At 54.4% G+C, this 13026-nt stretch carries 16 protein-coding genes; 9 read left to right on the plus strand and 7 right to left on the minus strand.

Annotated features, from left to right (window positions below; genetic code table 11):
• The first annotated feature begins 38 nt into the window (after positions 1-38).
• The 4 genes from dacA (at position 39) to lipA (ending at position 3692) form a co-directional block, all read left to right on the plus strand.
• Entirely contained in the window at positions 39-1250 is a 1212-nt protein-coding gene (gene dacA, locus ABEH87_RS08335) for a D-alanyl-D-alanine carboxypeptidase DacA (protein WP_346575601.1), read from the plus strand.
• Between the two features lie 280 nt (positions 1251-1530).
• Positions 1531-1794 (plus strand): DUF493 family protein YbeD, encoded by a 264-nt coding sequence (gene ybeD, locus ABEH87_RS08340; protein ID WP_062745316.1) that lies wholly within the window; start codon positions 1531-1533, stop codon positions 1792-1794.
• A gap of 84 nt (positions 1795-1878) precedes the next feature.
• Complete coding sequence (gene lipB / locus ABEH87_RS08345) at positions 1879-2538, plus strand: lipoyl(octanoyl) transferase LipB (protein WP_346575603.1); 660 nt, start codon at positions 1879-1881, stop codon at positions 2536-2538.
• A 188-nt stretch (positions 2539-2726) separates the two neighbouring features.
• Complete coding sequence (lipA, locus tag ABEH87_RS08350; protein ID WP_346575605.1) at positions 2727-3692, plus strand: lipoyl synthase; 966 nt, start codon at positions 2727-2729, stop codon at positions 3690-3692.
• Positions 3693-3754: 62 nt separating this feature from the next.
• On the opposite strand, the gene tatE is transcribed toward lipA, so the two are convergent.
• From tatE to pagP, 5 genes are all read right to left on the minus strand, one after another.
• The gene (gene tatE, locus ABEH87_RS08355) at positions 3755-3961 is read right to left on the minus strand and encodes a twin-arginine translocase subunit TatE (protein ID WP_346575607.1); all 207 of its coding nucleotides are present in this window, start codon (positions 3959-3961) and stop codon (positions 3755-3757) included.
• Positions 3962-4087: 126 nt separating this feature from the next.
• A complete protein-coding gene (locus tag ABEH87_RS08360) occupies positions 4088-4876 on the minus strand; it encodes a deaminated glutathione amidase (RefSeq protein WP_346575609.1) in 789 nt (262 codons plus the stop codon).
• A 2-nt stretch (positions 4877-4878) separates the two neighbouring features.
• Positions 4879-5304, minus strand: a complete 426-nt coding sequence (locus ABEH87_RS08365) for a GNAT family N-acetyltransferase (protein ID WP_346575611.1) — start codon at positions 5302-5304, stop codon at positions 4879-4881.
• 408 nt (positions 5305-5712) lie between these two features.
• On the minus strand, positions 5713-5922 hold the full coding sequence (gene cspE, locus ABEH87_RS08370) for a transcription antiterminator/RNA stability regulator CspE (RefSeq protein WP_004156612.1): 210 nt from the start codon (positions 5920-5922) through the stop codon (positions 5713-5715).
• Positions 5923-6074: 152 nt separating this feature from the next.
• The gene (pagP, locus tag ABEH87_RS08375; RefSeq protein WP_346575612.1) at positions 6075-6644 is read right to left on the minus strand and encodes a lipid IV(A) palmitoyltransferase PagP; all 570 of its coding nucleotides are present in this window, start codon (positions 6642-6644) and stop codon (positions 6075-6077) included.
• Between the two features lie 900 nt (positions 6645-7544).
• On the opposite strand from pagP, the gene ABEH87_RS08380 reads away from it, so the two are divergent.
• The 5 genes from ABEH87_RS08380 (at position 7545) to ABEH87_RS08400 (ending at position 11028) form a co-directional block, all read left to right on the plus strand.
• Positions 7545-8285 (plus strand): MipA/OmpV family protein, encoded by a 741-nt coding sequence (locus ABEH87_RS08380; protein ID WP_346575613.1) that lies wholly within the window; start codon positions 7545-7547, stop codon positions 8283-8285.
• 17 nt (positions 8286-8302) lie between these two features.
• The gene (locus ABEH87_RS08385) at positions 8303-9001 is read left to right on the plus strand and encodes an MtnX-like HAD-IB family phosphatase (protein WP_346575614.1); all 699 of its coding nucleotides are present in this window, start codon (positions 8303-8305) and stop codon (positions 8999-9001) included.
• A 64-nt stretch (positions 9002-9065) separates the two neighbouring features.
• The gene (locus tag ABEH87_RS08390; protein ID WP_346575616.1) at positions 9066-9422 is read left to right on the plus strand and encodes an EamA family transporter; all 357 of its coding nucleotides are present in this window, start codon (positions 9066-9068) and stop codon (positions 9420-9422) included.
• Positions 9422-9820, plus strand: coding sequence for an EamA family transporter (locus tag ABEH87_RS08395; protein WP_346575618.1), 399 nt, complete (start codon positions 9422-9424; stop codon positions 9818-9820). Before ABEH87_RS08390 ends, ABEH87_RS08395 begins: the two co-directional genes overlap by 1 nt.
• Positions 9821-9822: 2 nt before the next feature.
• Positions 9823-11028 carry a DegT/DnrJ/EryC1/StrS family aminotransferase gene (locus ABEH87_RS08400; RefSeq protein ID WP_346575620.1) on the plus strand — a complete coding sequence of 402 codons (1206 nt, stop codon included), beginning with the start codon at positions 9823-9825 and terminating at the stop codon, positions 11026-11028.
• On the opposite strand, the gene ABEH87_RS08405 is transcribed toward ABEH87_RS08400, so the two are convergent.
• Complete coding sequence (locus ABEH87_RS08405) at positions 11017-11877, minus strand: hypothetical protein (RefSeq protein ID WP_346575622.1); 861 nt, start codon at positions 11875-11877, stop codon at positions 11017-11019. The genes ABEH87_RS08400 and ABEH87_RS08405 overlap by 12 nt on opposite strands.
• Before the next feature lie 17 nt (positions 11878-11894).
• Positions 11895-12980, minus strand: coding sequence for a GNAT family N-acetyltransferase (locus ABEH87_RS08410; RefSeq protein WP_346575624.1), 1086 nt, complete (start codon positions 12978-12980; stop codon positions 11895-11897).
• Between the last annotated feature and the right edge of the window lie 46 nt (positions 12981-13026).

The following is a 13026-nucleotide window of genomic DNA, read 5'->3' on the forward strand; positions in this document are numbered from 1 at the left end:
TTTTTTTTAACTTAGCCCATGGATGTTGTCGTCCTTACATGAACACTCTGAACCCATCCCGACTGCTCAAACGCCTGACTATCGGCACCCTTATCGCCCTCAGCCTCAACGTTGTCGCTCACGCTGACGACCTGAATATTAAAACAATGATCCCCGGCGTGCCGGAAATTGACGCTGAAGCCTACGTTCTGATTGACTACAACTCAGGGAAAGTGCTGGCTGAAAAGAATGCTGACGCCCGCCGTGACCCGGCCAGCCTGACCAAAATGATGACCAGCTACGTCATCGGTCAGGCGGTGAAAGCCGGTAAAATCCATCAGGATGATATCGTCACCGTCGGTAAAGACGCCTGGGCAACCGGTAACCCGGTGTTTAAAGGGTCATCGCTGATGTTCCTTAAACCTGGCGACCGCGTCCCGGTTTCTCAGCTGACACGCGGTATTGTGCTGCAGTCAGGTAATGACGCCTGCGTCGCAATGGCAGACTATGTTGCGGGAAGTCAGGACGCTTTCGTTGGCCTGATGAACAACTACGTTAAAGCGCTGGGCCTGCAAAACACCCATTTCCAGACGGTACACGGTCTGGATGCCGAAGGGCAGTACAGCTCGCCGCGCGATATGGCGTTGATTGGCCGTGCGCTGATTCGTGATGTGCCGGATGAATACGCGGTTTATCATGAGAAAGAGTTCACCTTTAACAACATCCGTCAGATGAACCGTAACGGTCTGCTGTGGGATACCAGCCTCAACGTAGACGGCATCAAAACCGGCCACACTGAGGCGGCTGGTTACAACCTGGTGGCATCAGCAACCGAAGGTCAGATGCGTCTGATCTCTGCCGTTATGGGCGGGCGCACCTATAAAGGGCGTGAAACTGAAAGCAAAAAGCTGCTGACCTGGGGCTTCCGCTTCTTTGAAACCGTGGCACCGCTGAAGGCCGGAAAAGAGTTTGCTTCCGAGCCGGTATGGTTTGGTAACAGCGACCGTGTGCAGCTGGGCGTAGAAAAAGACGTCTTCCTGACCATTCCACGCGGCCGGATGAAAGACCTGAAGGCCAGCTACACCCTGAGCAACACCGAACTGCATGCTCCACTGCAGAAAAACCAGGTTGTCGGCAGCATTAACTTCCAGCTTGACGGAAAAACGATTGAGCAGCACCCGCTGGTCGTCCTTAGCGACATGCCGGAAGGCGGCTTCTTTGGCCGCATCGTCGACTACATCAAGCTGATGTTCCATCACTGGTTTGGCTAATCTCTTCTGTTTCAGGGACGATCGCTGATCGTCCGACCCGGCGGGGCGATAGCCCGACCCAGCGGGGCAAATGCCTGACCCAGCGGGGCGATCGCTGACCCAACGGGGAAAATGCCTGACCCGGCGGGGCAAATGCCTGACCCAGCGGGGCAAATGCCTGACCCAGCGGGGCGATCGCTGATCGCCCCCTACTTGAATTATTCCTGAAACATCCCCATATTGTTAGCATCTGTGAACTCCCGCTGAGGCGGGAGTCCTTGTTTGTGTCACCGGAGTCCCTATGAAAACCAATCTTAAAGAACTGCTCGAATTCCCCACCTCTTTTACCTATAAAGTGATGGGGCTGGCACAGCCGGAGCTGGTCGATCAAGTGGTTGAAGTTGTTCAGCGCCACGCGCCGGGTGACTATTCTCCGGACGTCAAACCCAGCAGCAAAGGCAACTATCACTCAGTGTCGATCACCATTACGGCGACGCATATCGAACAGGTAGAAACGCTGTACGATGAGCTGGGTAAAATTGAAATTGTTCGTATGGTGCTGTAACCCCGATGTTGGCCGGGGCAGGCTGGCTCTTGCCCTGCGCCAACGTTATACTGCTCCCATCTCTCGCTCACCGGATTCTCCGTTTTGCCTCACAATACCCTGATCGTTCGCCAGCTCGGCATGCAGCCCTGGGCCCCCGTCTCTCTCGCCATGCACCAGTTTACCGACCAGCGCGTTGATGACACGCCGGATGAGATCTGGCTGGTGGAACATCCTCCGGTCTTTACTCAGGGCCAGGCGGGAAAAAGTGAACATCTGCTGATGCCCGGTGATATTCCGGTGATGCAGAGCGATCGCGGCGGCCAGGTGACCTACCACGGGCCGGGTCAGCAGGTAATGTACGTGATGGTGAATCTGAAACGTCGCAAAATCGGCGTACGTCAGCTGGTCACCGCGCTGGAACAGACGGTGGTAGATACGCTGGCACCGTTTGGCGTCACGGCCTGCGCGCGGCCGGATGCGCCGGGCGTCTATGTCGATGGTAAGAAAATCTGCTCGCTGGGGCTGCGTATCCGTAACGGCTGTTCTTTCCACGGGCTGGCACTCAACGTCAATATGGACCTGGCTCCGTTCCTGCGCATCAATCCCTGCGGTTATGCCGGAATGGAAATGACGCAGCTGGCGGCACTGGATCCTGCCGCCACCCCTGGTGATGTTCAGCCGCTGCTGATCGATAATTTTGCCCGCCAGCTGGCAATTACTGACGTTTCCTGGAGCGAAAGCACGCAACTCCCGCTAAGATAAGCGCGGTCGTGCCTGCTGATTTACAATTCCGTAACGTTTTCTCGCACCGGCAGGCTGAATCTGCGGCGCGGAGATGATATAATTTTTGCGCTTTTTCAAAAAAAGTTGAAAATCACCAACTCATTGAGTATTAGCGGCTGTTTCATCGCCCCCTGGCTGCCGCAATCCAACCTGGAACCTGCAAGAATATGAGTAAACCGATCGTGATGGAACGCGGTGTTAAGTACCGCGACGCAGACAAAATGGCATTGATCCCGGTGAAGACCGTGGTAACGGAACGTACGGAGATCTTACGTAAACCGGAGTGGATGCGTATTAAACTCCCTGCTGATTCCAGCCGCATCCAGGGCATCAAAGCCGCGATGCGTAAAAATGGTCTGCACTCCGTCTGCGAAGAGGCTTCCTGCCCTAACCTTGCTGAATGTTTCAATCACGGTACGGCGACCTTTATGATTCTGGGTGCCATCTGTACGCGTCGCTGCCCGTTCTGCGACGTGGCGCACGGCCGCCCGATGACCCCGGATGCCAATGAGCCGGGGAAACTGGCCCAGACCATCGCAGATATGGCGCTGCGCTATGTGGTGATCACCTCAGTTGACCGCGATGATCTGCGCGACGGCGGTGCTCAGCACTTTGCCGACTGCATCCGCGCCATTCGTGAAAAAAGCCCGGCCATTAAGATTGAAACGCTGGTACCGGACTTCCGTGGCCGTATGGACCGTGCGCTGGAAATCCTGATTGATACGCCGCCGGATGTGTTTAACCACAACCTGGAGAACGTGCCTCGCGTTTATCGCCAGGTGCGTCCGGGTGCTAACTATGACTGGTCGCTGAAGCTGCTGGAGCGCTTTAAAGAAGCGCACCCGGATATCCCGACCAAGTCTGGCCTGATGGTTGGCTTAGGCGAAACTAACGCAGAGATTATCGAAGTGATGCGCGATCTGCGCCGCCACGGCGTGACCATGCTGACGCTGGGCCAGTACCTCTCCCCAAGTCGCCATCACCTGCCTGTGCAGCGTTACGTCAGCCCGGCAGAGTTCGATGAAATGAAAGAGGCCGCTATGGATATGGGCTTCACGCACGCGGCCTGTGGCCCGTTTGTGCGTTCGTCTTACCATGCGGATATGCAGGCGAAGGGATTAGAAGTCAAATAATCCCGATAATGCAGGCATAAAAAAACGGATGACAATGTCATCCGTTTTTTTTGCCCTCAGCCTCACTCTTTATGGGTGACCTGAGCGGCTGGCTGCTCTTCTGACGCCGCTTTTTGCGCAGCAGAAGTATCATCGTCATTCATGGCCTTCTTAAATCCCTTAATCGCCGAACCTAAGTCCCCTCCCAGGGTACGCAGCTTCTTGGTTCCGAATAACAGGATGATTAACGCGCCAACGATGAGTAATTTGGCAAGACTGATACCTTCCATACTGACCTTCTTTTATTAACCTGACTACCAATACTGCCCTGGCCCTCGTGATGCATGCGAGCCTGCCGGGCGATATTAACGCGCGCTTATCAGGTGAATTCAACCGCAAGCTGTAACAAAAAATGTTCAGATCAGATCAGGGCGGCCAAAACGTCGGTTCTGCAGGACAGGCAGTGCGCTGCGGGCATCGGCGATGCGCTGTGGGTCAATATCGGCCAGCACCATCGCCGGGACTTCTGCCGCCCTTGCAATGGCCACACCCAGCGGATCCACTACCAGACTGTTGCCAATATTGCGCGGGCCACACTCCCCCACCGCCGCCACATAGCAGGTATTCTCCAGAGCACGGGCGGTAACCAGGATCTCCCAGTGCATCTCCTTTAGCGGCCCCCTGACCCACGCGGCTGGCAGCACCAGCAGATCGGCACCGTCCAGCACCAGGCGACGCGCAAGCTCCGGGAAGCGGATGTCGTAGCAGGTCATCAACCCGACCTTCAGACCATCCACATCAATCAGCGGGGGTACCTGGTCCCCGGCGCTCACGTGACGTGATTCCTGCACGGCAAAAGCATCGTACAGGTGCAGCTTGTTATACCTGGCAACAATTTCACCCCGACGCAAGACAACCAGAGCGTTCAACACACGCCCGTCAGCATCAGGCACGTGCAGCGTCAGCACCGTGGTCAGCGTATTATCGCGGCTGGTCGCCAGCAGCTGGCTGAGAAAAGGGCCGTCAAGCGGCTGTGCTGATTTAACGGCGAGGTCCGGGTCAGCGATATCACGCGCCAGCACGGCTTCAGGCAGCACCAGAAGACGAGCCCCCTGCTGCTGCGCCTGCTGCATTAAATGGCAACAGGTATCGGCATTCTCCTGCCAGGTGCGGCTGACAGCGAACTGCCCTAAAGCGACTCTCATTATCAGCTCAGCTCCTTGATATGGTAGCGCGGTGATTCGCTGTAGCCTTCTCGGGCATAAAACGCATTGGCCTTTTCACGGCGCTGATGGCAGTGAACTTCCATACGGTCACAGCCACGCTCAGTTGCCAGCCGCTCGGCATGTTGCAGCAGCTGCTGCCCCGCGCCCTTGCTGCGCTCACCTTCGGCAATGCAGAAGTAGCTGATGCGGGCAAAATCCCCGGCCAGCGCCAGCTGGGGGATAAAATGCAGCGACAGAAAACCCAACACCGTATTGCCATGTTCGGCAATCAGCAGTTGCTCTGTCTCATCTGCGATCAGCTGTGTCAGCCTGCGCTCAATAAATGGCGCGGTATCGGCATATCCCAGTTCGGCCAACAGGGCGCCGAGGGCAAAAGCATCTTTCGATTCCGCCAGACGAATATTCATAAGTCATTCTCCGCAATATGCCGACAATAAAGGGTTAAGATAAATCGTGCCTATGTTTATAGCGGTAGCAAGGCGCTCCCTGCAAGGAGCCAGATCACACGCTAATGTTACAAAAGCTGATTAGTGTAAGAATCCCCTTATTTTAGCGCAGCGGGGAAGTGGCTTTAATGTTTCCTTAATGATGGCAGGTCACACTGGGTATAACTTCACCCGTAGAGACCCTTGCCATGAGCTATCTTCCGCGTAACCGAAATGAATACCTTGCTGTACTACTGGCTCTGGCGGCGACCGCAGCCTGGCTTGTGCAATTCTTCAGCACCAGCCAGTAATCAGCGTTGCACCTGCCCGCCGGGCTACAGGCAAAAAAAAACCCGCCTCTGGCGGGTTTTTAAAATTCTGTCTGATAACTTAAATAGCGGCAACGTTAGCAGCAGATGGGCCTTTGGCACCGTTGGTGATTTCGAACTCTACGCGCTGACCTTCAGCCAGAGTTTTGAAACCATTGCTCTGGATGGCAGAGAAGTGAACGAACACGTCTTTGCTACCATCTTCAGGAGTAATGAAACCGAATCCTTTGGACTCATTAAACCACTTAACGCTACCTTTGATCTTAGACATCTATATTACCTTTACATGAAAAATGGACACTAAACTGTGTCGGGGGTTAGTACAGCAATTGCCACGCCTTTTGTCCAGTGGCCGACGAAGAAAAAGTGATAAATATCGCCTTTTTTTACCATACGTCATTCTTATCACCCCTCTACAGACGCTTAAAACTGCCAGCGTAACCAGGCGAAATAAACGTTGCCATTATTGTAAGTCCCTGGAATATAAGTCATCTGGAAAGTGGCCGGACCATAGCCTACCGAGGCAAGAGGCAGCACCAGCGGGATGGGAATATAGTTCCAGTTATCACGCATGGTGACTCCTGCCGTGTAGCCCAGACCCAGATGAAAATCGTCATCACTGAGCGGCCGCCAGGTTTTTTCCCAGCCGTAACCGCCGATTGGCTCCCATTTATTATAGGAGTCTTTAAACGCCATCAGGTAGATACCGTGCCAGTTTCCCTTTTCGTCATAGCGTGAAATACCGCCCCCAGCTCCCCAGGGACGCTCATTGTATCTGTCGGTTTTTTCTTTGTCGTAAGTCCAGCGGTTATGCCAGGTAATAGCAGGCACATACAGATCGACCGTTTGCGGTTGGTTCCAGGTTTCACTGACGTTGTTGCTAAAGGTGTGCCAGGTACTGGCAACGCCATCCACCAGAGTTGCTGCCTGTGCGGCCTGAGCCCCCATGCCTGCCAGCAGCACAGAAGAAGATATAATTGTTTTGATTTTCATACTAAATTTCACTGTTCCCTGGATAGCGGCATGATGCGGCATCCTAAAAAAAGGCCGGAAAACCCGACCGATAATGTTTATTGCTGTTGGTATCTATTATATCAAACTCACCTAAACAAGCCATTAACCACCAGATTTCAGGCTATTGATGAAAACACACTCTTTATCAAATAAGATAAAATGTTATTGATATAACAAAGAAAAATATAAACCATTTGAAAAAATATAACCCCAGGAATTTTCGCAATTATTTTAAATCATGCTGAGCCTGTTGCTACTGCGACGGCCTCTTGATGATTTGACTGACTTTTACAGGCATTACGTCAGGGAAATTGACTGATATCATCAAAATCATCCTTATAGTTGATAATATTTATCATTTAAACATTTCATAAACAGCAAAATATTAAAAATAAATCAGCAAAAACAATAAGTTATAAATAAGTAGAAATTACTGCAATCAGTAAATTTTATTTATAGATATCTGTGTTTTTTTTGATAAGATAATTCCTACCAATCACAGGTCAGGGAATGGTGAGGTGTTCGGTATGCTAAGGTGTGGCAGATGTGGGTGTCGTAAATTTATTTTCACGACACACGGCGATCGGTTTGGGAAACATCATGGTGCTATCTGTGCACTTTGCCGCAAGCGCCTGACGGTGCGAGACATTCGTATCAATCCGGTCAAATGTACCTCATCACGGCCAGCCCTGAGTCCAGCGGAGATTGATGAGATCTCCGGACCAAGATCGTAACGTTCTTGTGTTATTTTTGACGCTTGTTGCTCCTGCTGGTTATCTCTCCCCCTGATTTAATTTCTGTTGATATCCCACACTTTATCCTTAATACCGCAAAGCCGTCAGTCGCTATACTGGCTTAATTCAGCGTTAAGGATGACAAATGAAAGGGATATTATGGCCACTGATAGGGCTTATCGTGGCAAACACTGCGCTAGCTGACTCTCCTGATATATCGATAGGCATCATCGGCTCAATGGATACCTCGCCCTACCACGCACAGACACACGATTACAGCGTCATGCCCCTGTTCGCTTATGATAATGACAGCGAGTATATCGAAGGCGCTGAAGTGGGTTATTACGTCATTAATGACGACCGGCAGGAACTCAGGCTGAAAGCCTATTATGATGATACGGCCTACCACAATTCCGATGGCCACAGTGACGCCATGCGGAGGCTGCAAAATCGCAAAGCGACTATGATGGCGGGCGTCAGTTACCAATTCACCACAGCAATAGGGGCATTTCATAGCCAGCTGGCCGCCGATACGCTTAATCACAGCAACGGGCTGACGGCAAATGCCTCCTGGCTCAATCAGCTTAACGTCTCCCGCTTAATACTGAGCGGTGAGCTGGGAAGCGACTGGGCAAACGGAAAACAGACGCGCTATTACTACGGCATCTCTGACGCCGAGTCCCGGCGCAGCGGTCTGTCACGCTACCACCCCAAAGCAACCTTTATCCCCTACATTAATCTCACCGCCCAGTATCCCTTAGCCGAACACTGGCAGAGTTTTATTGCATTGCGCAGTAATTTCCTCAGCGCCACTGTGCGTCACAGCCCGATGGTCAACCAACAGCAAACCTACTCTCTATCCAGCGGACTGAGTTACGATTTTTAACTGATTGGATTAATACGATGATTCACTCTGCACCCCCCCGTTCCAATGGCACTTCCCGCTGGACAGTTTTTTGCGATTTTGACGGCACTATCAGTGTTGATGACGTCACCGACAGATTGATGGCCACGTTTGGCATGTCAGGCTGGCAGGCGCTTGAGCAGCGCTGGGAAAACGGCGAGATCGGCTCTCAACGCTGTATGAGTGGGCAGATTGCCCTGCTGGATGCATCACGCCTGCAGTTGGAAAGCTGCCTCGACGATATTGCCATCGATCCCCATTTTCTGACTTTTGTACAGCGGGCTCACGCGCATCGTATCCCACTTTATATCGTCAGTGACGGGCTGGATTACGCCATCGATTATCTGCTGCGTAAACATCACATCCCCGATATACCGATCTTAGCCAATCATTTGCAGCAGGTCAGCGAGCGACGCTGGTCGCTCACCTTTCCCTGCTATGACCAACAGTGCAGCCAGGCCAGCGGCACCTGTAAGTGCGCGCTCGCCCGGCGTCTTGCCCCACAGAAACTGTTAATGATTGGCGACGGGCGTTCGGACTTCTGCGTTGCCGCCCAGGCCGATCATGTTCTGGCCAAAAGTAGTCTGATTGAGCGCTGTGAAAAAGCCGCTATCCCGTTCACGTCATTCAGTGATTTCAGCCAGGCCTGGACGTGTCTCGAACAACTGATAACGCCGCTTACGGAGGCCCCATGCTAATCCATCACCGCGCAGCCACGGCGAACAGGCTGCAGTGCGCTCGAAATGACTGCGCGAGGAGGTTATGAATAACCTGGCGCTGACGCTGTGGTTTATTAATGTCGTGGTTGACTGCGCCGGGCAGCTGGCATTTAAGGCCGCCGCACAGCAGAGCGCCCGCTACTCTGGCCTGAAGAGCTGGCATCACATGCTGGGCCGTCCGTGGATCTGGCTCGGATTTCTCTGCTACACGGTAGAATTCCTGGTCTGGCTGGCCTTTCTGTCACTGGTGCCACTGTCGGTTGGCATGATGCTCGGTTCAATTAACGTAGTGGTCATTATGCTGGCCGGGCGCTGGTGCTTTAAGGAAAAAATAACGCCGTGGCGGCTGCTTGGCATGCTGCTGATTGCGCTCGGTGTAATGATCGTAGGGATGCGCTAATGAAAAGATTCTATCTGTTTGGTTTTATCACCCTGATGATTTTCGACACCATGGCCCAGGTCAGCTTCAAATTTGCCGCCATCCACGCTCAGCCTCTGATGCTGGATACCGCCTGGCTGATCCGCGTCTTCGGCCATCCCTGGATCTACGGGGCATTTGTCGGCTATACCGGTGCTTTTTTTACCTGGATGACGCTGCTGAAATATGCGCCGGTCGGGCCGGCGTTCGCCGCCTCCCATCTTGAACTGCTCAGTGTCACGCTGCTCTCCGTCTGGTTGTTTGACGAAACGTTAACGCTGTCAAAAATAGTGGGCGGGCTGCTGATCCTGGCGGGTGTCGTCTGTCTTGCCAGAGGTGAAAATCTGTCCGGCGCATCGGTGGATAACGGGCAGGTCTGAGTATGCGTCAGCAGATCCCTCCCACCGCCGGACTCCCGCTACGCTGGCGCGATCTGCTGTGGGGCAGCGCGGATTTTGCCCGCAGGCTAGAGCAGACGCTGCATATTCCCGCGCCGGTGCTGACCTGCTCCGGCACAGCGGCGCTGATCGTCTCCCTGCGTACGCTTCAGCAAACGCGACCAGACCGGCATGTCATCGTGGTCCCCGGCTGGACCTGCCCGCTGGTCGCACTGGCCGCACATTTCTGCCCACCGCTGCGCGTAGTCCCCTGCGATCTGCAGTACGGCGGCCTTGATCTCGACAGTGATTGTCTGCGCCAGCTGTGCGACAAAAATACTCTCGCTGTGGTGGTTACCCATCTGGCCGGACGGGTCGCCGATGCCCTCAGCGCCCGTGATATCGCCCACGCCTGCGGGGCCGCTGTGATTGAAGATGCTGCGCAGGCGCTTGGTGCAGAGAGTCACGGGCAAAGCGTTGGGCTGTGTGGGGATATCGGTTTTTTCAGTCTGGCGCCGGGGAAGGGTCTGACGACCATGGAGGGCGGTATTTTATTCAGCCGCCATCCGCGCCTCCATGCACAGCTTCGCGCCAGCGCGCAGCAGATGCTGCCATGTCGCCCCGGCTGGGAGCTGCGCCGTATCGCAGAACTTTGGGGCTTTCATCTGCTATACCATCCCGGACGTTTCGATCTGATTTACGGGCGTCCGCTGCGCCATAAACTGGCCTGCGGGGATGAAGCGGGTGCCGTTGGCGATGATCTGGGGGTGCAGGATATTCCGCTGCACTCGCTCAGCCGCTATCGTCAGCGCGTGGGAGCCAGCGCCCTGACTCGCCTGCCCGCCTGGCTGGCAGACAATCGCCAGCGAGCACTGCAGCGCTGCGCGCAGCTGGCCCGGCTGCCGGGCGTGACGGTGATGCAGGATCGGGAAAATCAGCGCGGCGTCTGGCCATTTCTGACGCTGCTGATGCCAGCGCCTGCGGCGCGAGAACGGGCAATGCAGCGATTGTGGTGCAGTGGCCTGGGGGTGACCCGGCTGTTTGTTCACGCGCTGGCAGACTACCCGGCCGTGCGTCCGCTACTGCTCGGCAGCCAAACGCCCAACGCCGTTGATTTTGCCGCCCGCTCGCTGACCATCACCAACAGCCATTGGCTCAGCCAGACTGACTTCGCCACGATCCTTTACCATCTTCAGCAGTCACTGCGCTGAGAATGCCCGGTTAATCTCACTGAGCAGGCGGGCATTCAACGCATTCTGCGGCTGCTGCCACGCGCTAATCTGTGACTCATCGATCGCTATCTGCCCGTCTCTGGCACTCAGCCAGCGTTTGAAGCCGCTGTGATAGTTACAGGTGGAGACTTCACCCGTGATATCAGCCCCGCGTAAAAGCCCCCGGCAGGCGGCAATCAGCGCCTGCAGATGAGCTTCTTCAAAGTAGCCCTGGTCCCAGTTGGTTTTGACGACCTCCGGGCTAAGAACATCTTTATCTACTGAAAGCCAGATCGGTGCCCCCCCCAGGTACGGCAAAAAATTTTCCATCAGCGTATCCGCATCACGATAATCATGATGGCAGCGACGTGCGCCCAGCAGATTCAGCCAGCGGCTGTTCACGCCGATGCTCCAGTAGTGCAGCTTATGACGCAGCAGCGGCATCAGATGGTTTTCCCAGGCATGCGTCACCGCGATATCCTGTGAGCCGATCCCCAGCACGTCTATGCGGCTAATCTGGGGTAACCGGCTGGCCCAGTAAACCCACGAACCGCAGTGGATACCAAACGGATAACGCATATTATCGGGATGGTTATCACAGACGATGAGCTGAACGGGACGATAAGGTGACAGGCGCTGCAACAGCAGATAGCTGAGGTGGTGATAATCCCCGCTGCCGGTAAACACACAGCCGTAACGTCGGCCGCCAAGCTGCTCATTCACCTCCCTTGCCAGCTGACGAAACTGTGACCAGCGGCAGCCAAAGCGAATTCGCTGCTCCCAGTGGTTCAGCGGCAGCCGGATCGCCGGTCCGTCCAGCCTCACAGACTGGTCAAAATCAAGGATCAACGGAGGGCGATCCTCCGCTATAAAACCCGTTGCCGGTACCATTGTGTATCGCTCTCAAAATAGTGGCTAAAGTAGCGGAATATCCGCTGCAGCAGCGGGTTGCGCATCCGCACCAGATGGCAGGTAAAGGTAAAGCTGGCCCCCAGGCTCGCTTTCACCTCCGGGTCTGTCCAGCCAGCGACATAGCTCTGCAAACCTTCAGACAGGGCGTACTCCAGGTTAACGAACCAGCTGACAAAATAGAGGTTAAACTTCGGTGCCAGCGCGTAGTCAAAACCAATATATTTATCGATGAGGCGACGCTGATAGAGATAGCAGAGATTAAATCCGGCCAGCTCCCCCTGATGCCAGTAGCAAAATAAACGGCCATCGCTGTCTGCATCGGTCAGCACATGATCAAAAAAGTTCGCACTCAGACGGTCAAAATGCAGCTCGCTCTGATGCCAGACGGCCAGATATTGTTGATAGAGCTGCGCGCGAAACACGCTATCCTGAAAGCGCACATCGCCGGTCTTCAACACCTCAATGTTCAGTCCATCACGACTGCGCAGCTTGCGTCGGATATTACGCCGGCGACTGTGCGACATCCGCGCCAGAAACTCATCAACCGAGGCAAAATCGATCGGCACCCAGGCGAGCGCCTGGCCTTCAACGCAAACAAATCCGCGGCGGCGGGCAGCGGCAATCAGGCGGAGGTTATAATCATTATCGCTGGGGGAAAGCAGCGGCGAACGCAGCGGCAGATCTTTAATTATCGTCAGCGGCTGCTTATTGATGCAGTGCGCTTCAATCCATCGCAGTACCGCCTCCGGCTGCTGGCTGTAAGGCAGGCAGACGTACTCACTGGTCGTGGCACCAATGAAGCAGGTATTCAGCGTTAACCATTTTCGCCAGCGACGGTAGCCAGGCAGTGCGGCGAGGCGCTGTCGCAGCGCGGGTTCTGCCGTCGTCAGCAAATCGAATTGTGTGGTAAATAACGGTAAGCCCGTTTCGGTAATCTGAGAACGAAACCCCTCCGGTGGGTGCGCGATAAAGGCGCTGAGGATCCCTTCAGGTTCCAGTTGATTGATATAATTTTTGTGTTCAGCTTCCTGCTTTAGCATCATCATTTCCGAAAAAAAGGTGCTCTGCAGCACCTCTGGTCAAGAT

The organism is Erwinia sp. Eh17-17, from assembly GCF_039675725.1.
Taxonomy (GTDB): domain Bacteria; phylum Pseudomonadota; class Gammaproteobacteria; order Enterobacterales; family Enterobacteriaceae; genus Erwinia.

What these genes read in the sequence shown, in the direction of transcription:
- ABEH87_RS08380 (WP_346575613.1), top strand. Translation starts at nt 7,545, where the DNA reads ATGAAAGGGATATTATGGCCACTGATAGGGCTTATCGTGGCAAACACT.
- ABEH87_RS08385 (WP_346575614.1), top strand. Translation starts at nt 8,303, where the DNA reads ATGATTCACTCTGCACCCCCCCGTTCCAATGGCACTTCCCGCTGGACA.
- ABEH87_RS08400 (WP_346575620.1), top strand. Translation starts at nt 9,823, where the DNA reads ATGCGTCAGCAGATCCCTCCCACCGCCGGACTCCCGCTACGCTGGCGC.
- ABEH87_RS08365 (WP_346575611.1), bottom strand. Translation starts at nt 5,304, where the DNA reads ATGAATATTCGTCTGGCGGAATCGAAAGATGCTTTTGCCCTCGGCGCC.
- tatE (WP_346575607.1), bottom strand. Translation starts at nt 3,961, where the DNA reads ATGGAAGGTATCAGTCTTGCCAAATTACTCATCGTTGGCGCGTTAATC.
- cspE (WP_004156612.1), bottom strand. Translation starts at nt 5,922, where the DNA reads ATGTCTAAGATCAAAGGTAGCGTTAAGTGGTTTAATGAGTCCAAAGGA.
- ybeD (WP_062745316.1), top strand. Translation starts at nt 1,531, where the DNA reads ATGAAAACCAATCTTAAAGAACTGCTCGAATTCCCCACCTCTTTTACC.
- ABEH87_RS08395 (WP_346575618.1), top strand. Translation starts at nt 9,422, where the DNA reads ATGAAAAGATTCTATCTGTTTGGTTTTATCACCCTGATGATTTTCGAC.
- ABEH87_RS08410 (WP_346575624.1), bottom strand. Translation starts at nt 12,980, where the DNA reads ATGCTAAAGCAGGAAGCTGAACACAAAAATTATATCAATCAACTGGAA.
- lipA (WP_346575605.1), top strand. Translation starts at nt 2,727, where the DNA reads ATGAGTAAACCGATCGTGATGGAACGCGGTGTTAAGTACCGCGACGCA.
- pagP (WP_346575612.1), bottom strand. Translation starts at nt 6,644, where the DNA reads ATGAAAATCAAAACAATTATATCTTCTTCTGTGCTGCTGGCAGGCATG.
- ABEH87_RS08360 (WP_346575609.1), bottom strand. Translation starts at nt 4,876, where the DNA reads ATGAGAGTCGCTTTAGGGCAGTTCGCTGTCAGCCGCACCTGGCAGGAG.
- dacA (WP_346575601.1), top strand. Translation starts at nt 39, where the DNA reads ATGAACACTCTGAACCCATCCCGACTGCTCAAACGCCTGACTATCGGC.
- ABEH87_RS08390 (WP_346575616.1), top strand. Translation starts at nt 9,066, where the DNA reads ATGAATAACCTGGCGCTGACGCTGTGGTTTATTAATGTCGTGGTTGAC.